This window comes from Achromobacter sp. HZ34 (assembly GCF_002209485.1).
Taxonomy (GTDB): Bacteria; Pseudomonadota; Gammaproteobacteria; order Burkholderiales; family Burkholderiaceae_B; genus Bordetella_C.
On record NZ_NJIX01000006.1, the window covers coordinates 33,519 to 53,799 of the forward strand.

Below are 20,281 nucleotides of genomic sequence, written 5' to 3' on the forward strand. Positions count from 1 at the left end.
CACGATGGAGGAGCGCGCCATGTTGCATGCGGTGGGACGGACTGAATTCGATCATGCCGTGATCATGGTGCGCGATCGCCTGCAGGAAATGGCGCCGCACTTCGAGCGCCAGGGCTATACCTTGAGCGAAACGGCGATCCACAACCTGGGGTCGTGGAATCGCCTGATCGTCTTGGAAAGCGCGTACATCGAGTTGCTGGGCTGGCCGCCTGGCAAGCCGCCGGCGCGCAAGGAAATCGCCGATTCGCCGTTGGGCCTGGAAGCGCTGGTGTTGCGCACCAACGATGCGCAGGCGACCTACGAGCGTCTGCGCGACGCCGGCTATGCCGTCAATCCGGTGCAGGTGCTCAAGCGCAGCGCCCAGTTCGACGGGCAGGAGGTCGAGGCGCAATTCCATACCGTGCGTTTCGCCGAGCAACCCGTGCCGGGGATCCGCATGTACTTCTGCCGCCATATCACGCCGGAGTATGTGTGGACGCCGGCCTTGATGGATCATCCCAATGGCGCGCTTGGCGTGACGCGCATCGATGCGCGCTCGCCTGATGCGCGTGCCACGGCCGAGACGCTGGCGCACGTGGCCGACGTACCGGTCGAGGCGGCCGGGGATGGCTGGGATGTGCTGCTGGGCAATGTGCGGCTGCACGTCGCTCCCGACGCCGCCGCCAGCCAGCCGGGATTGGTGGCGCTGACGCTGGAAAACCGGGCGGGCAGCCACTACACGCTGGATATCGGCCTGTAGTTCGCGGCCCGTAGTTTCGGCTTCAGCCTGCGTCCGCGGCGTCGTTCGCCAGCGGCGATTCATATGCCCGCAACGCCGGTACCGGCCCCTGCCATGCTTCGATGTCCACCAGTGCAGACAGCGCGCTGCTGCCCTGGGACAATTGCGACGTCCCGATATCCAGGGTCAGCACATTGGGATTGCCGTGGCGTTCAACATGCTTGCCTGGATCGAACCACGCCCCCGTCGACATCACCAGCACGCCCGGACTGACGCCGTCATCGAGGATGGCGCCCGCCAGGCACGCCCCCCGTGCATTGAACACGCGCACCACCTGCCCGTCCGCGATTGCGCGCGGCGCGGCATCGGCGGGATGGATGCGCACAGGTTCGCGTTCCTGGATCTTGTGGCGGCGCGATTGCGGCGCCGGATCCAGTTGTGAGTGCAGGCGGTCAGCCGGCTGGCTGGTGATCAGGTGCAGCGGCCACTGTCGCGCGGCGGGCGCGCCCAGCCACTCGGCCGGCGGCAGCCAGCACGGATGCGGCGGGCAGTCTTCATAGCCGAAACCCGCGACCTTGCTGGAATACAGTTCGATGCGGCCGGAGGGCGTCTGCAGCGGATGCGCGGCCGGATCGCGGCGGAAATCCTCGAACAGGATGAAATCGCGTTCGGTTTCCGGCAGCTCTATATAGCCTTGCCGCCAGAACGCGTCGAAGGACGGCGGCTCCGGCATGGCGACCGGACCGGTACGCCAGCGCTCGGCCATGCGGGCATAGACGTGGCGGATCCAGGCCATCTCATCGCGGCCCTCGGTGAAGTGCGCTTCGAAGCCTCCCAGGGCGGCCAGTTCACGATAGATGTCGAAGTCGCTGCGGCTCTGGCCCTGCGGCGGCAGGGCCTGGTGCATGGCGAAAACGTAGCGGTCGCGCGTGGAGCCGCCGATGTCGTTGCGTTCCAGCGTGGTGGTGGCGGGCAGGACGATATCCGCGCGCTTGGCGGTGGGCGTCCACCAGCTCTCGTGCACGATGATGGTTTCCGGCTTCTGCCAGGCGCGCGCCAGGCGGTTCAGGTCCTGGTGATGGTGAAAGGGGTTGCCCCCTGCCCAATAGACCAGGCGCACGTCCGGATAGATGCCCGTGCGGCCATTGAATTGATACTCGGCGCCGGGCGCCAGCAGCATGTCGGCGATACGCGCCACCGGGATGGCGCGCGGCGCCGGATTACGCAGGTCGGGCATCTCCGGGCCGGCCACGTCCGGCCGTGGATTGGAGGCGCTGTTGATCGACCCGGTACCGAAGGAAAACCCGCCGCCGGGCAAGCCGATCTGGCCCAGCATGGCCGCCAGCGCGATGCTGGCCCAGTAAGGCTGTTCGCCCCGGTGGGCGCGTTGCAGCGACCACGTGCAATTGACCAGGGTGCGGCTGCCGGCGGCAGCCCGCGCCAACGCCCTGATGGTGGCGGCCGGCACGCCGCAGATGGCTTGGGCCCAGTCGGCGTCCTTGGGCTGGCCGTCGGCGTCGCCGCGCAGATAGGCGGCGTAGGCGGCGTATCCCTCGCAGTGGGTGTGCAGAAAGGCTTCGTCGTGCCAGGACTCCACCAGCAGGGTATGGGCCATGGCGATCATCATGGCCGCGTCGGTATTGGGGCGGATGGGAACCCATTCCGCGTCCAGCCAGGACGGCACGTCGCCGCGGGTGGGCGAGATGATGACGAAGCGCACGCCCCGTTCGGCCGTGCGGCGCAGCCACTGTTCCGTGGTGTGGGCGCCGGCGCCGCCAGCGATCATCTGCGCGTTGCGCAAGGGCATGCCGCCGAAGGCCAGCAGCAGTTGCGTGTGGTGGGCGACGCTGTTCCAGTCGGTGACGCGGCCGGTCAGCGGCTTGAAGGTGCCGATCACGTGCGGCAGCAGGAATTGCGCGGCGCCCCAGCTGTAATTGCCCGCCTGTTCGATGCAGCCGCCGCCGGCATAGAGAAATCGATGGGTCTGGGTGATCGCGCTGTGGACCCGGCCGGCTGAAGCCCAGCCATAGGATCCGCCGAAGATCCCATGGGGACCGTGCGCCGCGCGCACGCGCTGCAGTTCTTCGTGCACCAGGCGCAGGGCCTGGTCCCAGCCGATTTCCACGTAGCGGTCGCTGCCCCGGCCGGTGGTGTCGCGCGTCGCGCCGGGCCCGGCGTTGCGTCCCCGCAGCCATCCTTCGCGCACGGCGGGCCGGCGCACGCGCAAGGGCGAATGCACCATGGCGGGCATGGCGTGGATCAGGCTGGAGGGGGCCGGGTCATGCGGGAAGGGCTCGCAAGCGATCAGGCGGCCGTCCTGGACCAGCGCCGTATAGGCGCCCCAGTGCGACAACGTGGGGTGGCGGGTGACTGCGGACATGCGGGCATTGTCGCCCAGATTGCGGCGCACCTTTCGCCGCGCCTGCCCCGCGCCCGTTCGCCGCCGCCACTTGCGCTACCGTCAGGCTGCATCCGCCGCCTTGTTCAGAGCTACCGGGGATAAGGAGCAAAATTTTTCGTTGTGGCGCAGCAACGGGAACAGGATTTTTATTTCAACCGGTCACGCCGCCGTCATCGTGCAATCCTTTTTTCCATGCCGAGGTTTAGCATTAACACTGACCCGAACGGAGCGAACGGGCAAAAGGATAGGTCCTCTATGTCGGCGGTAGTCTCTGAGTTGCCATGCCTGCAGGCGCAAATGCCGGAGCATGATTCTTTGGACAGTGTCCTGGGACACTGGAACGGCACCGACGACCTCTGGGTCTTTGCTTACGGTTCGTTGATCTGGCGCCCGGGCTTCGCCTGGCAGGAACGCCGCATCACCACCGTCAAGGGTTACCACCGCTCCCTGTGCCTGTGGTCCCATCATCATCGCGGTTCCCGTGAAATTCCCGGCCTGGTGTTCGGGCTGGATCGTGGCGGCTGCTGCCGCGGCGTCGCGTTCCGGGTGGCCGCCGCCGACGTACCCCAGGCTTTCGCGGCGCTGTGGGAACGCGAGATGATAGACAGCGCCTACACGCCGCGCTGGCTCAACTGCCATAGCGACGCCGGCAACGTCAGCGGGCTGGTGTTCGTGCTCAATCGCGGCTGCACCAATTACGCCGGCGAACTTACCGAAGAAAACCGCATGGCCGCCATCCGTACCGCGGTGGGCCGTTCGGGCGCCTGCCTGGAATACGTGGTGGAAACCGACAAGGCGCTGCGCGCCAACGGCATCGAGGATTGCCGCCTGGGCGCCCTGGTGCGGCGCCTGCTCCCGCTCTGCTGAGCGCGTCGATTCAAAACGACCATCGCGCGAACATGTACAGCACATTGCCGCCCGGAATATAGGTGGCGTAGATGTTCGCCTGCTTGTAGCCCATGGAGACCAGGGGCAGGGCGGCGGGAAACGGGATGTAGTGCATCATGTCCTTGCGCGCTGTCACGAACAGCGTGTAGCCCGCGCCTAGACGAAAATCACCGGCGAAGTGGCCGACGTATTGGTAACCGTAACCCGCCACGGGCTGCACGTTGCTGTGCGAATCGAGAAAGGCCATGCCGTAGATGGCATGCCAGTCGCCATCGGCATCGTAGAGGCTGCGCCCGTAGCCGCCGCCGATTGCGAATTCGCGGAAACGGCTGATGGTGGAGGGCGCATAGTGGTTACGGTTATGCCAGGCCCAGCCGCTGAGATAAAGATCGCTGTTGCCTTCGGTCCAGATCTGGTCTGCGCGATTGCAGGCGAACTGGATGTAGCTTGGCATGCTGTCGCAGGCGGTGGCTGCCATGGGCAGCACCGTGGCCGTGGCGGCCAGGGCCAGCGCGGCGGCATGGCGGCACGCGGCGGTGGATGGCGGTCGGGGCGGTGGGGGGGTAGGGCGCGCTGTGGGTGGCGCCGCGGGTCGAGCGGTGATTCGATCCGTGGCTCGGGCTGTGACTCGGACTTTCGACTGGATGAACAAGGCTGCGCCCCCTCTTCCGTTTCGTCTGACCTGCCGTGTTTTGCAGGGTAAGACGCCTTGCCCCGGAGGGCAAGATGAAAGATGCAAGCGGAAGGCCGGTGGACCGGCTACAGCAGGAAGACGGTGGCCAGTCCCAGGAAGATGAAAAATCCCAGCGAATCGGTGGCGAACGTCAGCAGCACCGACGACCCGATGGCGGGATCCTTGCCGAAGCGCGCCCGCACCATGGGCACCAGCACGCCGACGGAGGCGCCGACCAGCATATTGCAGATCATCGCGGCCATCATGACCAGGGCGATGGAAATCGAATGCGAGATGCCCCAGGCGAAACCGGCCGCCACCAGGCTGCCGCACAATCCCACCAGCAAGGTCACCAGCAGCTCGCGCTTGACCAGTTGCCAAAGATTGCGGCCGGTGATGCGGCCCATCGCCAGGGCGCGAATGATCATGGTCATGGTCTGGTTGCCCGAGTTGCCGCCGATACCGGCGACGATGGACATCAGGAAGGCCAGGATGACAATGTGGCTGACGGTGTCCTCGAAGCGCGAAGCGACGAAGGAGGCCGTGGCCGCCGTACAGAGGTTGAACAGCAGCCAGGGCGCCCGGTTGCGCAAGGCCATCTTGACCGGGGCGAAGATGTCCTCTTCCTGCAGACCGGCACGTGACAGGTCCTGTTCCTGCGAGTCTTCGCGGATCACGTCCACCACTTCGGCGATGGTGACGCGGCCGATCAGGCGGCCCTGGTCATCCACCACCGGCGCGGAGACCAGGTCGTAACGTTCGAAGGCCCCGGCCGCGTCGGCGTCGGAATCCAGCGGGGCCAGCGACAGGTAGTCGGTGGTCATCACTTCGCGGACGTCGGTTTCCGGTTCGCTGACCAGCAGCGTGGACAGGGAAAGCGTGCCTTGCAGCTTGTCCTGGCGGTCGACCACGAAGATCTGGTCGGTGTGGTCGGGCAGTTCATGCAGGCGGCGCAGGTAGCGCAGCACGACTTCCAGCGTCACGTCCTCACGCACGCGCACCATCTCGAAGTCCATGATGGCGCCGACGCTGTCCTCGGGGTAGCCCAGCGCTTCCAGCAACTGGGCCCGTTCTTCTTCCGTCAGGCCTTTCTGCACCTCGGCCACCACGTCGGGCGGCAGGTCGGGCGCCAGGTCGGCCAGTTCGTCGGCGTCCAGGCTGCCGGTGGCGGCCACCAGGTCCTGGCGGTCCATCGCCTCGATCAGCGATTCGCGGACCCAGTCTTCCACTTCCAGCAGCACGTCGGCGTCGTGTTCGGCGCTGACCAGGCGCCAGACATTCTGGCGTTCGTCCTTGGGCAGGGACTCCAGGATGAAGGCGATGTCGGCGGGATGCAGGCCGTCGACCAGGGCTTTGAGTTCGGCTTCGTGCTGGCGCTGTACCAGCTGTTCGACCAGGTCGGCCTTGTTGTCGCCTTCCTCCTGGCGATGGACCAGATTGGCCACCACCTGCTGGCGGCGCAGCAGTTCATGCACTTCGGCCAGCGCGTGCTGGGCATCCTCCGGATCGAGGCGGCGCAGCGTGTGCTGGCGGGCGGGGGCCGGTGACTGAGTCGCGGCGGCGGCTTCCGTCATGCGTGCGATCCGTCAGAGAGCGGGCAAGGGGCGGCTGTGGCGGGCGTCGTCCGTGGCGACGTAGACCAGGGTGGCCTCGGTGACCTTGACGATTTCGGCGTCCAGGCGCCGGCGCTGGGCGTAGACCTCGACCGAGACGGTCACCGATGTGGTCCCTGTCTTGACGATTTCGGCATAGAAGCTGCAGACATCGCCCACGAATACGGGTTGCTTGAACAGGAAGGAATTGACGGCGACCGTGGCCACGCGTCCGGCGGCACGCTGGGCCGCGGGAATGGAGCCGGCGATATCCACCTGCGCCATGATCCAGCCGCCGAAGACGTCTCCGTGCACATTGGCGTCGGCCGGCAGCGGCATGACGCGCAGGGCCGGCTCGCGATCCTTGGGCAGGGTAGTAGAGTGCTGGGGCTTGCTGCTGGAGGTCATAAGGCCGGTTCCGAACGAACAACTTGGGACAACCGGCCGATTATGCAGGAAAAACGCTGCCGCGTTTGTGCTCAACAGGGCGGCGCCGGATGCCGGCGTCGCGTCCACGCATCAGGTGGCCAGCTTGACGATGGCGTAGCCGCCGAAGATCAGCCAGGCGTAGATGATCAGGCCCAGGATCAGGACGCGCGGACCGGCCTTGCGGATCTGGCTGAAGCGCGTTTCGATGCCCAGCGCGGTCATGGCCATGGTCAGGGCGAACACGTCCAGGCGCTTGGCCACGGTGATGGCCTGCTCGGGCAGGATGCCCAGGGAGTTGATGATGGCCAGCACCAGGAAGCCCACCGCGAACCAGGGCACGGGCAGCTTGGCGGCGGGGGCGCCTGCCGTGGTGCCGTCGCTGTCCTTGGCGCGGCTGTTGCGCAGCCACAAGCCGAGTACCAGCAGCACGGGGACCAGCAAGGCGACGCGGGTCATCTTGACGATGGTGGCGACTTCCGTGGTGGCCGGGTCGATGTTGCTGGCCGCGCCTACGACTTGCGCCACTTCGTGCACGGTACCGCCGATGTAGATGCCCAGCGCCTGGGTGTCGAAGTGCAGCCAGCCGGCGTGGTAGAAGACCGGATAGAGGAACATGGACAAGGTGCCGAACAGCACCACGGTGGCTACCGCCACGGCGCTCTTGTGCGGTTGGGCGCGCAAGGTGGGTTCGAAGGCCAGCACTGCCGCGGCGCCGCAGATGGCGCTGCCGGCGGAGGTGAGCATGGCGGTGTCGCGGTCCAGGCCCAGCAGGCGCTGGCCGACGACGTTGCCCAGGACCAGGGTGCCGACCACGACTGTCACCGATACCGCCAGGCCGGGCAGGCCGACGGCGGCGATCTGCTGGATGCTGATGTTCAGGCCGTAGAACGCGACGGCGATACGCAGCAGCTTGCGGGCGGTGAAGTTGACGCCCATGCCCCAATCGGCGGGCATGGTACCGCGCAGGAAATTCCCGTAGATCATGCCGCAGACGATGCCCACGACCAGGGGGGAAAAACCCAGCCCGCGGATGAAGGGCAGGTCGGCCAGTTGCACCACCGCGGCGGCCAGCAGGCCTACGAACAGCACACCGTTGAGCTTGTCGCGCCAGGGCGAGGGGAGGGGGAGAGCAGCGGTCGACATGTGAATATCTTTATTAACAAATAACTTAAAGAAATAATAAATCGCATCGTGTTATTTGGAAAATGGCATTTATGGATATGTAATATCGGAAATTCTGATATGGTGGGCCATGGCATCGAAAGCGCTCCCCGCTCTCCCGCGCGTAGCGTCGCGTCGTGCGACACGACAGAACGCGCCGGGGCGGAACCCGGCGCGCGACGCAAGGCATGAGGAAATGGGGAACTGGGAAATGGGGGGAATTTCCCCTCAAAAAATATCTCCGCAGGAGCGCAGGTTTGCACTTGGCATCTTCGCCGCGCCCGCAGGCAGGGCGCAGCCACGGGGCGATAGCCCAAAGCAGGGGTGACGGGGGGATCCCCCATCACCCAAATATCTCCACCGGAGCGGAGGTTACGTCCCGCATCCGCGTCGCGCCCGCAGACAGGGCACGGCCGCAGGGGCGATAGCCCGAGGAAGGGGCGATGGGGGATACCCCATCATTTAAAAATTCTTCTCACGAGGTTTCACCATGACCCCAGAGCAGCTTCTGACGTTTGCCTACGTGGCGGACGCGGGGAATATCAGCCGGGCCGGCGAGATGTTGCATCTGTCGCAGCCGGCCGTATCCGGACAATTACGGGCCCTGCAGGATTGGTTCGGCGAACCGTTGTACCGCCGCCGCGGCCACGGCGTGGTGCTGACCAGCGCCGGTGAACGCCTGGCGGATCAGGCGCGACTGCTGCGACAGGCGTATGGCCAGGCCCGCGCCGTCCGCGATGATTGGCGCAATGTGGCGTCGGGAACCCTGCGCCTGGGCGCCAGCACGACGCCAGCCAGCTATCTGCTGCCCGCCCTGGTGGCCGAATTCCGCCAGCGTTATCCGGCCGTCACGCTGCATCTGTCGGACGGCAACACCGCGCAGATCGTGCAGCGATTACCCCTGCTGGACATGGCGTTCATCGAAGGCGAGGTCCCCACCGGCCTGCCCGCCGACACCGAAGCCCATGCCTGGCGCCGCGACGAGGTCGTGGCGGTCGTGCGGGCCGACCACCCGCTGGGGCAGGGCAGCTCGGTCACCCTGGATCAATTGGCCAGCTATTCCCTGGTGATGCGGGAACCCGGCTCAGGCGTGCGGCGCCTGGTGGAGCAGGCCTTCGCGCAATCCGGCCTGGCGCCCGAAGTCGCGCTGGAGCTGGCGGGGGTGGAGGGCGTCAAGCAGGCAGTACGCGCCGGCCTGGGCGTGGGTTTTGTCTCGGTCATGTCGATGCGGCACGAGGACGGGGCATTGAAGGGCCTGCGCATCGGCGCTCCCGGCAGCTCGGGCGGCCCGGACAATCCCGATGCCGAAGGACTGACCCGCACCTTGAGCATCCTGCTGCCCCACGCCGCCGCCCCGGCCCGCGCCGCAGCGTTATTCCTCGAACTCTGCCGCCGCGAAGCCGCGGCCCCGGTCGCCTGACGCGTGACGCCTGAAGCCTGAAGCCAGGCGCGTCCCCGACCGCGGCGGGCCGGCACTTGGCCGCCGCCAGCCACGGTCACGCCGACCCAGGGCCTCGCCCGTTTCTCAGCGATCCTGCCCCAGCCACTGGCGCGCCACTTCCACCCAATACGTCCCGCCCAAAGGCAGCAGATCGTCGTTGAAGTCGTAGCTGCCGTTGTGCAGCATGCAGGGCCCCAGCCCGTGGCCGGCGTCGCGATGGCCGCCTTCGCCATTGCCGATCCACACATACGCGCCTTCCTTGGCCTGCAGCATGAAGGCAAAGTCCTCGGCGCCCATGGTGGGCTGGACGTCCGCATTGACGTTCTCCGCCCCGACCATGCCGCGCATCACCTCGGCGCAGAAAGCCGCGTGGGCAGGATGGTTGATGGTAGGCGGATAGTTGCGCGCGAAAATGAACTCGACCTGGCAATCCAGGGCGGCGCAGGTGTGCTCGATGATTTCGCGCATGCGCCGCTCGATCAGGTCCAGCGTCTCCAGCGTGAAGGTGCGCACCGTGCCCCGCATGACGGCCTCGGTGGGCACCACATTGTCGGCACTGCCGGTGTGGATCTGGGTGATGCTGAGCACCGCGGCATCCAGCGGATTGCGGTTGCGCGTAATGATGGTCTGCAGCGATTGCGCCACCTGCACCGCCGTCATCACCGGATCGACGCCCAGATTGGGCATCCCCGCATGCGTGCCCTTGCCGGTGATGTTGATGATGAATTCGTTGCTGGACGCCATGATGGGGCCGGAAGTCAGGCCGAAGGTGCCGACTTTCATCCCGGGCCAGTTATGCATGCCGAACACCGCTTCCATGGGAAATTTTTCGAACAGGCCGTCGTCGACCATCCGCTTGGCGCCGCCGCCATTTTCCTCGGCGGGCTGGAAGATCACGTAGACGGTGCCGTCGAAATTGCGCTGGTCGGCCAGGTAGCGCGCCGCCGCCAGCAGCATCGCGGTGTGGCCGTCATGGCCGCAGGCGTGCATCTTCCCGGGGGTACGGCTGGCGTGCTCGAACGTGTTGGTTTCCTGCATGGGCAGGGCATCCATGTCGGCGCGCAGGCCCACCGCGCGGCCATTGTCGCTGCGGCCCTTGATGGTGCCGACCACGCCGGTGCCCGCCAGCCCCCGATGCGTGGGGATGCCCCAGGCCTCCAGTTGGGCGGCGACCACGTCGGCGGTGCGATGTTCTTCGTAGGCCAGTTCGGGATGCGCGTGCAAGTCGCGGCGTATGGCGGCGATTTCCGCCTGCCAGGCGATGATGGGTTCGAGCAGATTCATGGGGCACCATAGGGGCGCGCTACGGATAGGCGCGGCTGCGGGCGGCGCCGGTGGGCGCACGCCGGGGAGAGGACATCTGAGCGTATCATCAAACCCAAAACATACTAAATGGAGACTAACCATGCCCCGTCCATGGCTCAGCCACTATCCGCAGGGTGTCCCCGCGGATATTTCCGCCGATGGCTATGTGTCCCTGGTCGATCTGCTGGACCGGGCCTGCGAACGCTACGCCAGCCGGGTGGCCTGCACGGCGCTGGGAACCGACATCAGCTATGGACGGCTGGACCGCTACGCCCGCTACTTCGCCGGCTGGCTGCAATCGCTGCAACTGGCACCGGGCACGCGGGTGGCCCTGATGATGCCCAATGTACCCGCCTACCTGGCATGCGTACTGGGCGTGCTGCGGGCCGGCCACGTGGTGGTCAACGTCAATCCGCTGTACAAGGCCATGGAACTGCAGCGGCAGCTGGAGGACAGCGGCGCCGAGGTCATCGTGGTGCTGGAGCGCTTCGCGCACGTGGTGCAGGAAGTGCGCGGCGCCGCCACCCCGCCGGCCGCGCTCCGCCACGTGGTGGTGGTGGCCATCGGCGACCTGCTGGGCGGGTTCAAGGAAGTCCTGGTCAACGTCGTGGCACGCCACGTCAAGAAGCTGGTGCCGCGCTGGCGCATCGCCGGCGCCCGCAAGCTGACGGCGGTATTGCACGCGGGCCGGCGCGCCGGCTTCCAGCCGCCAGTGCTGTCCATGGACAACCTGGCGGTGCTGCAATATACGGGCGGCACCACCGGCATCCCCAAGGGGGCGATGCTGACCCACCGCAATCTGGCCAACAACGTCCTGCAGACCGAAGCCGTGGCGTGGCCGGCCTTGCACGATATCGCCGGGCAGATGACCATCCTCAGCGCCTTGCCGCTGTATCACGTCTTCGCCATGACGGTGTGCGGCCTGTACGGCATCCACGCGGGGATGCGCAATCTGCTGATCCTCGATCCGCGCGATCACGCGACGCTGGTGAAGGCGTGGCAGCGGACGCCGGTGAACATCTTCCCGGGCGTCAACACGCTGTTCAATGCGCTATCGCACAACACGGCCTTCGCCGCGCTGGATTTTTCAGCCTTGCGGCTGACCTTCGGCGGCGGCATGGCGGTGCAGGGCGCGGTGGCGGAGCGCTGGATGAAGATGACCGGGCGGCCGGTGATCGAGGGCTATGGCCTGTCGGAGACCGCGCCGGTCGCCGCCGTCAATCCCACCGATTCCCTCATTTATTCCGGCAGCATCGGTTTGCCGGTGCCCTCCACCGACATTGCCATCCTGGACGATGCCGGCCGGCAGCTGGACTATGGCGAGCGGGGCGAGGTCTGCATCCGTGGGCCGCAAGTGATGCGGGGCTATTGGCGCCGGCCCGACGAGACGCGCATGGTGATGACCGAGGACGGTTTTTTCCGTACCGGCGACATCGGCGTGATGGACGACCAGGGCTATGTCCGCATCGTCGATCGCAAGAAGGACATGATCACGGTCTCGGGCTTCAAGGTTTATCCCAACGAAGTCGAGGATGCCATCGCCGCCTTGCCGGGCGTGCGTGAAGTGGCGGCCGTGGGCGTCGACGACACCCATTCGGGGGAAGTGGTGAAAGCCTATGTGGTGCGCGACGATGAGGCCCTGACCGAAGCCCAGGTAAAGGACTGGTGCCGCACGCGCCTGACCGGGTACAAGTGTCCGCGCATGGTCGAGTTCCGCGCGGAGTTGCCCAAGAGCAATGTGGGCAAGATCCTGCGGCGCGAATTGCGCGAGCAGTGATTGGGGCAGCCCATGGTGGGCCGCGGTGCTCACGCTCGGGCTTGTTTCCCGGTGTTCACGCCGGCGCCTGCGCCGGTGCCCGCGCCTCGCTGCTTAGGTCGGCGCCTTCGTCGGCGCTGTCAGATGCGGCGCCAGCATGCCCTTCAAGGCCTGGGCGATATGCGGGTTGCCCGAGACCACATAGCCGCCGATGGGCCACGGATCGATGCCATACATGTCTTCCGCCACGCCGCCCGCTTCGCGCAGGATCAAGGTGCCGGCGGCGACGTCCCACGGGGCCAGGCCCATTTCCCAGTAGCCGTCGAAACGGCCGGCCGCGGTCCAGGCCAGGTCCAGCGAGGCCGCGCCCAGGCGCCGCACGCCGCGCGTGTGCTCGATGGCGTGGTGCAGGCTGGGCATGTATTGGTTGGCGAAGGAGAAGTCGCGGAAAGGAAAGCCCGTGGCCAGCACGGCATCGTCCAGCGTGGCCGTGCGCGAGCAGTGGATGCGGTGCCCGTTGAGCCAGGCGCCGATGCCGTAGACGGCATTGAACAGTTCTTCGCGGCAGGGGTCGTAGATGGCGGCCACCACGGGCGTATCCACGTCCACCGTGGTACCGGCGGCGACCTGCGTGCCGGCATGGGCGATCAGCGCGATCGACACGGCATAATGCGGGATGCCGTGCAGGAAGTTGGTGGTGCCGTCGAGCGGGTCGATATACCAGGTGGCGCGGCCGGCGACCTTGCCGCCGGTTTCCTCGGCGACTATGCCGAAGTGGGGCGTGCGCTCGCGCAGTTCCTGGATCACCGCTTCCTCGGCTTCGCGGTCCGCCTGGGACACCAGATCGTTACGGGCCTTGCGGTCGATCACGAGATCGGCGCGATGGTGCGAATACGATTGCAGGATGGCGGCGCCGGCGTGTGCCGCCGTTACCGCGGCATCCAAGGCCGCGCCCAGGTCGAGAGGTGCATCCGTCGACGGAGTCTGGCTGGTGTTTTGCATGCAGTGTGACCTTTATACGTAGGAGGCAGGCGGCGAACCTGGCGGTGTGCCGGCGGCCGTCGCCCCGCGCACGAGGCGATGGCGGTTCGGTGCGCCAGACCATGCCCAGGGTGTAATCTGCCGGCCGCATTACTCGCGATTCTACGCTTTCAAGTTCAACGCAATATGTACGACCCGGATCGCCGGGTCACATTACCGATGTCCTCGTTGTTTTCATACCAGCCCCTGATTTCCGCCGAACCGGCCCTGGATGCGCGCGGCCTTCCCTATAGCGAGCGCTATGGCGACGTCTATCACTCCCCGCACGGGCCGTGGGGGCAGATCGACTATGTTTTCCTGCGCGGCAACGGCCTGCCTGGGCGCTGGCGGGGGCGGCAGGCTTTTACGGTCTGCGAGACCGGCTTCGGCCTGGGGCTGAATTTTCTTGGCTTGTGGCGGGCCTGGCGCGCGGATCCGGCGCGCTCGCGGCGTTTGCACATGGTGTCTTTCGAAGCGCATCCCTGGCGGCACGAGGATCTGGCGCGGCAACTGGGCGAGCTGGCGGGCGGGGAGGACGTGCGGCCCTTGGCCGAAGCGCTGTTGCAGCAATGGCCGCCGCTGTTGCCGGGGGTGCATCGGCTGGAGTTCGAGCAGGGGGCGGTGACGTTGACGCTGGTATTCGGCGATGCGGCCGCCTGCGTGCCGCGGGTGCGTTTCGGCGCGGATGCATTCTTTCTCGATGGCTTCAAGCCGAAGCGTAACCCGGCCATGTGGACGCCCGAGTTGATCCAGGCGCTGGCGGCGCACGCGGCGCCTGGCGCGACCCTGGCCACCTGGTGCAGCGCGGGCGCGGTACGCCGATCCTTGCGGGACGCGGGTTTCGACGTCGAACGGGAGGACGGGTTCGGTACCAAGACGCATATGGTGGCCGGGCGGTGGGCAGGGGTGGCCGCGCCCGGCACGGACGCAGATGCCGGTGCTGGCGTATCCCTGGCCGAAACGCTGAGCGAGCGGGTACGTGAGGGTTACGTCCTGGTGGTTGGAGCGGGCCTCGCGGGCGCCGGCGTGGCGCACGCCCTGGCCTTGCGCGGTGTTGCCGTCATGGTGGTGGATGCCCCGCCGGCATCTGGGCCTGAGCTCGGACCTCGACCCGGATTTTCAGTTGAGTCTGGAGACGCCACGGCCGGTCAGGCAGCCACGACGCCGCATGGCGGCCATCTGGCGGCGGCGCTCACGCCCTTGGTCTCGCGTGATGACAACGTGCGCGCGCGGCTGTCGCGCGCGGGCAGCCAGCGCGCTTTGGCCCGCTGGCTCGGGCTGCCCGGCCCGGCCGCGCCCGTGCGTTGCGGCACGCTGCAATTGACGCGCGACCGTAGCCGCGGCGCCAAGGCCGGCACGGCCGTTGCCGCAACCACGACCGCGACCACGACCGCGACCGCGACCGCGACCGCGACCGCGACCGCGACTGCGACGGCGAGCGCTGCGGCGGGCCGTGGCGCCGCTGCGGAAAAGGCGCAGACTGCGGTTGGCGACAAGGATCTGGATGCGGCGAACGAGAGCATGTTGGCAACGTTGGCTTTCCCGGCGGAGTGGGTGCGCGCCGTGGATGCGGAGGAAGCAGCGGGACTCGCCGGCGTGCCGGTATCGCGTGGCGGCTTGTACTTTGGCGATGGCCTGCTGGTCCAGCCCCAGCCCCTGATCGACGCCTTGCTCGCGACGCCCGGCATCACGCGCCGGACCGCAAGCGTACTGCGGCTGGAAGCGGCAGCGGAAGGCTGGGTTGCCGAAATCGAGGCCGAGGGCGAAGCCGGTGGCGAATCGCGCCCGGGAGAGGCTGCGGTAGCGGGTCTGGTCGGGGCTCAGGGCGGCAAAACAGGCAGGTTGCCGCCGGCTGCCGCCGTGGTGCTGGCCAATGCGGCCGGGACGCCTGCCGTGCTGGCGGCCAGCGGGCTGCTGGCGCGCCTGCCCCGCGTGGCCCAGATGCACGCCCTGGCGGGCGAAGTCACGCGGGTCGACGCCGAACTGCTGGACGGCGGCCCACGCTGCATCATCGGCGGCGAGGGCTATCTTCTGCCCGCGGTCGACGGCGGATGCGTCGCGGGCAGCACTTATGTGCACGGCGCGAGTTCCGCCCAAATCAGTGCGGCGGGCCAGGGCGTATGCCTGGACAAGGCCGCCGGCCTGCTAAGCGGCCCGCCCGCTGCCGCGCTGACGCACCTGGCTCGGCAACTCGCCGGCGCCTCCGCCGGCCAAGCGAGTGGTGGCCCGGCGCCGGGGAATTCAGCGCCAGGGGATCCAGCGCAAGGGAATCCTTCAAATGGCGCCGCAGCCGTGCCAACCCACCTCCCAGGCTGGGCCGGCTGGCGGGCAGTCTTGCCCGGGCGCCTGCCGGCCATCGGCCCCGTCCCGGAGGCCCCCGGTCTGCTCCTGGCCACCGGTTACGCCTCTCGCGGCCTCAGTTGGAGTGCCCTCGCAGGGGATATCATTGCGGCGATTTTGTGCGGCGAACCGCTACCGTTGGAGGACGACCTTCTGGCGGAGATCACGCCGCGCTGATCTTTTGAATTTTGCCGGTTATCAAAAAATACGCGTAATTGGGGCAATTTTGCCGTCAGTTGAGCGTTCTTCTCATTCCGTCACGGCACCGCCGGGCGGTGTAATCCACGCAAAATGAGTGCTCGCTTCGCCGCCTGGGCGCATACTTACGCGCGCCTGTCGGGCCCCTCATACGGCCCCAAAAAGTGAGACGAGTTTATTTCAGCGGATAAATCCGTCAAAATAGCGCCTTTTGATGCTTTTTTGGCTTCAGCGGGGGATGCTCTGTGCCGTCTAAGTACGACTTTGCCCACACTAACCAACTCGAGACGGTCGAGTTGCTGACTGCCCGCCCCAGCCGTATCGATTTCGACGCGGGCGACGGTCTGCGCCTGGTGGTTGAGGCGCATGCGCCTAATGTATTTCGCCTGCGATTCGGTTTAGCGCATCAGTTTGCGGACGACAAACTGACGCCGCGTGCGCGCGCGGTCGCCGAGATGTTGCTGGCGCGCCAGGAGGCCGTCGGCGAGGCCACCGTGGCCCCCTTGGGGGCCAGCGATGGTGACGGTCCTGGCACCGGTTGGCGTATCACCCAGGGCGACTCGGCCCTGGAAGTGCGTAACGATCCACTCAGCGTCGCGCTGTTCAAGGGCGAACAATGCGTCCTGGAATCGGCGCTGAATGAACATACGCCTGGTTTTGGCTTCAATGCCCTGGACGACGCCAACGAGGCGGTCTGGACCGCCGGCTTCGCGCTGAACGCGCAGGACCGTATCTACGGCCTGGGCGAGACGCCGGGCGACCTGGACCGGCGCGGCGAAGACGTCGTCTCCGACGATCCTGAACACCGTGCCCTGCCTCTGGCGTGGAGCCCGGCGGGTTGGGGTGTCTACGTGAACACCATCCGGCGCGTGCAGCACGCACCGGGCGTGGCGCCGGCCGACGATGCGTACATCGTCACGGTCGATGACACGGTGCTGGACCTGTTCCTGTTCGCCGGCGAGCCGGCCGAGGTGCTCAATCAATACACCGCGCTCACGGGCCGCGCCGGGCAACCGGTGCTGTGGGCGATGGGCGTATGGCTGCGCCAGGCCGAAGGCGAGATGCCGACGCAGACCGCCGCCCTGATCGAGCGCCTGCGCGAACAGCAACTGCCGCTGGACGCGGTGGCGCTGGCACAGCCGGCCGCCTGGTCGTTCCAGGCCGACAAGCCGCTGCTCGAATGGGACGCCGCGCGCTTCCCCGATGCCAAGCAGATGCTGGCCCTGTTCCACAAGCACAACGTGCATGTGTGCGCCGCCGGCTTCCCCGGTGTCGTCTTGCACACGCCGTTGTTCGAGGAACTGGAGGATCGCGGCTGGCTGTTGCTCAAGGACGAGGGCGGCGCCCAGGTCTTCGACGGTACGCCGGCATCGGGCGGCAAGCCTTTCGGCCTGCTGGACCTGACCCATCGCGACGTGTATTCGCTTTGGGTCGAACGCCATCGCCAACTGATCGACGACGGCCTGGACGCGCCCGCGGGCGATGCCCAGCCGGCTATCCCCGATACCGTCACCGCGCGCGGTGGCGAATCGGGCCCGGCCTTGCGCACTATCTATCCCCTGCTGGCCCGCCGTGCCCTGTATGACGCCGTGGCCGGCCTCAAGGTGCCGCCCGAAGGCGTCGCGCCGGGTGCCGACCTGTTCCCGGGCGCCCAGCGCCTGCCGTGGCAGACCGGCCCTGTGGTCAGCAATGACTGGGACGGCCTGCAGCACAGCCTGCGTACCGCCTTGTCGGTGGGCGCCAGCGGTATCCCTGTGCAGATGCACAACCTGGGTTGCGCCACCGCACCCCAGGACGGCATGACGCCGGAACTGTATCTGCGTTGGCTGACCTTCGGCGTCTTTTCCGCCAACTTCTGTTTCGAAGGCGTGGATCGCCTGCTGCCGTGGGCTTTCGGCGAGGAAACGCTGGCGCATGCCCGGACCTGGCTGCAGTGGCGCTATCGCCTGGTGCCTTACGTCCTGGGCGCCATCGAAGACGCCGCCCGCACCGGCCTGCCGGTGCAGCGCTCGATGGCGATGTCCTTCCCCAACGACCCGCAAGCCCACGACTGGGACTTGCAATACCTGTTGGGGCCGGCCTTGCTGGTCGCGCCCATCGTGCAACCGGGCCAGAGCGTGCAGGTTTATCTGCCCAAGGGCGACGCCTGGTGGGATCTGAATACGGGCCACCGTTACGAAGGCGGAAGCGTCTGGAATATCGAGTGCGGCCTGGGCCAGTATCCGGTGTTCGGGCGCGAAGGCCACATGCTTTGCCTGGGACCGGCCGCCCAGCATACGGGTGAATTCAATTCCGCCCGTATCCTGGACGAAGTCTGGATGTTCGGCATGCCGGTGCATAACCCTGTGGTCATGCGCAACAAGATCCGTGTCATGCAGATGCAGGGCTCCAGTTACATCAAGGGCCTGGAAGGCTTGCGCATCCTGCCGTCCGAGGGCCTGGAGGTCAAACGCCGCGGCGCCGAAGTGCGTATTTCACGCGCGCGCTGACGTTTTTCCCATGCCGCGCCATGGTTCCTTCCCCGGAAGGACCATGGCGTTTTTGTTTCGCTTCGAGCCTTTATAATCAAAAGTTATAAAAAACGGAAGAAACTGTCGTTCTAATAAGAATGGCCATCGTTCAGAATGTCGCGCCATGATCCATATCCAGAATCTCCATAAAACCTATGCCACGCCGCACGGCCGTTTCGAGGCCTTGCGCGGCATCAACCTGGACATCGCCCAGGGCGAGGTGTTTGGAATCATCGGCCCCAGCGGGGCCGGCAAGAGCACGCTGGTCCAGTGCATCAATTTGCTGGAACGCCCGGACGAAGGCACGATCGCCATCGGCGACCAGGCGCTGACCGGCTTGTCCGAAGTGCAGTTGCGCCAGCAGCGGCGCCGCATCGGCATGGTGTTCCAGGGCTTCAATCTGCTGGCGCGCCGCACCGTGTATGGCAACGTCGCCTTGCCGCTGGAAATCGCGGGCATCGCCAAGGCCGAGATTCCGGCGCGCGTCGAGCACCTGCTGGCGCTGGTCGGGCTGGAACATCTGCGCGACCGCTATCCCAGCCAGATCAGCGGCGGCCAGAAGCAGCGGGTGGGCATCGCCCGCGCCCTGGCCAATGCGCCCGACGTGCTGCTGAGCGACGAAGCCACGTCGGCGCTGGATCCGGAAACCACGCATAACATCCTGGCCCTGTTGCGCGACATCAATCGCAAGACCGGCGTCACGGTGGTCATGATCACCCATCAGATGGAAGTGGTGCGCGAGGTCTGCGACCGCGTGGCGGTGCTGGCGCAAGGGCAGATCGTCGAAATGGGGCGCACGCTGGACGTCTTCGCCGCGCCGCGCCACGAAGTGACGCGCGCCATGGTGTCGGCGGCGACGGCGGCCGACCTCAGCGACGCCAGCATGCAGGCGGTGCGCCAGCGCATGAAGGACGCGGTGGCGCGCCGGCCGGAAGCGCCGATGCAACTGCTGCGCCTGTCCGTGGGCGGTGGCGCCGATGGCGCCGCTGAGCTGCTGCAACTGGCGCGGCAGTTCGACCTCGACCTGAACATCGTGCAGGCCCGCGTCGATGACGTCCAGGGCGTTGCCGTCGGCACGCTGTTCGTGCTCGCGCAAGGCCTGCCGGCCGCCCTGAAGCAAACCACGGCCGCCCTGGCAGCCCGTGACATTACCGTATTGGAAATTGCCCATGAGCCCGCAACTGATCGATCTTCTGCTTTCCTCGCTGCTTGAGACCCTGTTGATGGTGGGCGTCTCCAGCGGCGTCGCGGTGCTGCTGGGCGTGCCCCTGGGCGTGGCGCTGATCGTCACCGGCCGCGACGCCATGCTGCAGAACCTGCCGGTCAATCGCGTGCTGGCGGTCGTCATCAATGCCACGCGGTCGGTGCCCTTCGTCATCCTCATGGTGGCGATCATTCCGTTCACGCGCTGGATCGCGCAGACGTCCATCGGTACCGCCGCGGCCATCGTGCCCCTGACGGTTGCCGCCATTCCCTTCATGGCGCGCATTGCCGAGAACGCCATGCGCGAGGTGGATCCCGGCCTGATCACGGCGGCGCGCGCCATGGGCGCCTCGCCCCTGCAAATCATACTCAAGGTGCTGCTGCCCGAGGCCTTGCCGGGCCTGGTCGCGGCCACCATCGTCACCGTGGTCAGCCTGATCGGCTATTCCGCCATGGCTGGCGCCATCGGCGGTGGCGGTCTGGGCGACATGGGCATCCGCTACGGCTACCAGCGCTTCCTGCCGGAAGTCATGCTGGCCGTCGTGGTGGTGCTGGTGCTGCTGGTGCAGGTGATCCAGAGCTTCGGCGACTGGCTGGTGCGACGGATGTCGCATCGCTGATGCGCGGGGACGGTCGACGCCGGGAA

15 protein-coding genes are annotated in these 20,281 nt (G+C 66.8%); 8 read left to right on the forward strand and 7 right to left on the reverse strand.

Features of this window, described 5'->3' with window-relative positions; translation table 11 throughout:
• Positions 1–19 precede the first annotated feature (19 nt).
• Entirely contained in the window at positions 20–739 is a 720-nt protein-coding gene (locus tag CEY05_RS22455) for a VOC family protein (RefSeq protein WP_088599499.1), read from the forward strand.
• A gap of 22 nt (positions 740–761) precedes the next feature.
• Here the strand turns inward: CEY05_RS22455 and CEY05_RS22460 are convergent, their stop codons facing one another.
• Positions 762–3,098 carry a molybdopterin-dependent oxidoreductase gene (locus CEY05_RS22460; RefSeq protein ID WP_088599822.1) on the reverse strand — a complete coding sequence of 779 codons (2,337 nt, stop codon included), beginning with the start codon at positions 3,096–3,098 and terminating at the stop codon, positions 762–764.
• 318 nt (positions 3,099–3,416) lie between these two features.
• Between CEY05_RS22460 and CEY05_RS22465 the strand changes: the two genes are divergently transcribed.
• Entirely contained in the window at positions 3,417–3,986 is a 570-nt protein-coding gene (locus tag CEY05_RS22465) for a gamma-glutamylcyclotransferase (protein ID WP_233161662.1), read from the forward strand.
• A 10-nt stretch (positions 3,987–3,996) separates the two neighbouring features.
• Here the strand turns inward: CEY05_RS22465 and pagP are convergent, their stop codons facing one another.
• The 4 genes from pagP to CEY05_RS22485 all read right to left on the reverse strand — a co-directional run bounded on the left by pagP (position 3,997) and on the right by CEY05_RS22485 (position 7,844).
• Entirely contained in the window at positions 3,997–4,485 is a 489-nt protein-coding gene (gene pagP, locus CEY05_RS22470; RefSeq protein WP_088599823.1) for a lipid IV(A) palmitoyltransferase PagP, read from the reverse strand.
• 281 nt (positions 4,486–4,766) lie between these two features.
• Positions 4,767–6,254 carry a magnesium transporter gene (gene mgtE / locus CEY05_RS22475; protein WP_088599501.1) on the reverse strand — a complete coding sequence of 496 codons (1,488 nt, stop codon included), beginning with the start codon at positions 6,252–6,254 and terminating at the stop codon, positions 4,767–4,769.
• Between the two features lie 12 nt (positions 6,255–6,266).
• Complete coding sequence (locus tag CEY05_RS22480; protein ID WP_088599502.1) at positions 6,267–6,680, reverse strand: acyl-CoA thioesterase; 414 nt, start codon at positions 6,678–6,680, stop codon at positions 6,267–6,269.
• A 111-nt stretch (positions 6,681–6,791) separates the two neighbouring features.
• A complete protein-coding gene (locus CEY05_RS22485) occupies positions 6,792–7,844 on the reverse strand; it encodes a YeiH family protein (RefSeq protein WP_369825982.1) in 1,053 nt (350 codons plus the stop codon).
• 508 nt (positions 7,845–8,352) lie between these two features.
• Here CEY05_RS22485 and CEY05_RS22490 point away from each other — a divergent pair.
• Positions 8,353–9,282 (forward strand): LysR family transcriptional regulator, encoded by a 930-nt coding sequence (locus CEY05_RS22490; protein ID WP_088599504.1) that lies wholly within the window; start codon positions 8,353–8,355, stop codon positions 9,280–9,282.
• A 105-nt stretch (positions 9,283–9,387) separates the two neighbouring features.
• Here CEY05_RS22490 and CEY05_RS22495 read toward each other — a convergent pair whose 3' ends face one another.
• Entirely contained in the window at positions 9,388–10,587 is a 1,200-nt protein-coding gene (locus tag CEY05_RS22495; RefSeq protein ID WP_088599505.1) for a M20 aminoacylase family protein, read from the reverse strand.
• A gap of 121 nt (positions 10,588–10,708) precedes the next feature.
• On the opposite strand from CEY05_RS22495, the gene CEY05_RS22500 reads away from it, so the two are divergent.
• Entirely contained in the window at positions 10,709–12,385 is a 1,677-nt protein-coding gene (locus tag CEY05_RS22500; RefSeq protein WP_088599506.1) for an AMP-binding protein, read from the forward strand.
• Between the two features lie 93 nt (positions 12,386–12,478).
• Here CEY05_RS22500 and CEY05_RS22505 read toward each other — a convergent pair whose 3' ends face one another.
• On the reverse strand, positions 12,479–13,366 hold the full coding sequence (locus CEY05_RS22505; protein WP_088599507.1) for an inositol monophosphatase family protein: 888 nt from the start codon (positions 13,364–13,366) through the stop codon (positions 12,479–12,481).
• 198 nt (positions 13,367–13,564) lie between these two features.
• On the opposite strand from CEY05_RS22505, the gene mnmD reads away from it, so the two are divergent.
• The 4 genes from mnmD to CEY05_RS22525 all read left to right on the forward strand — a co-directional run bounded on the left by mnmD (position 13,565) and on the right by CEY05_RS22525 (position 20,255).
• Entirely contained in the window at positions 13,565–15,901 is a 2,337-nt protein-coding gene (gene mnmD, locus CEY05_RS22510) for a tRNA (5-methylaminomethyl-2-thiouridine)(34)-methyltransferase MnmD (RefSeq protein ID WP_088599508.1), read from the forward strand.
• A gap of 266 nt (positions 15,902–16,167) precedes the next feature.
• Positions 16,168–18,411, forward strand: a complete 2,244-nt coding sequence (locus CEY05_RS22515; protein WP_088599509.1) for a TIM-barrel domain-containing protein — start codon at positions 16,168–16,170, stop codon at positions 18,409–18,411.
• A gap of 145 nt (positions 18,412–18,556) precedes the next feature.
• Positions 18,557–19,645 (forward strand): methionine ABC transporter ATP-binding protein, encoded by a 1,089-nt coding sequence (locus CEY05_RS22520; protein ID WP_088599510.1) that lies wholly within the window; start codon positions 18,557–18,559, stop codon positions 19,643–19,645.
• On the forward strand, positions 19,602–20,255 hold the full coding sequence (locus tag CEY05_RS22525) for a methionine ABC transporter permease (protein ID WP_088599511.1): 654 nt from the start codon (positions 19,602–19,604) through the stop codon (positions 20,253–20,255). Before CEY05_RS22520 ends, CEY05_RS22525 begins: the two co-directional genes overlap by 44 nt.
• Positions 20,256–20,281: the final 26 nt, after the last annotated feature.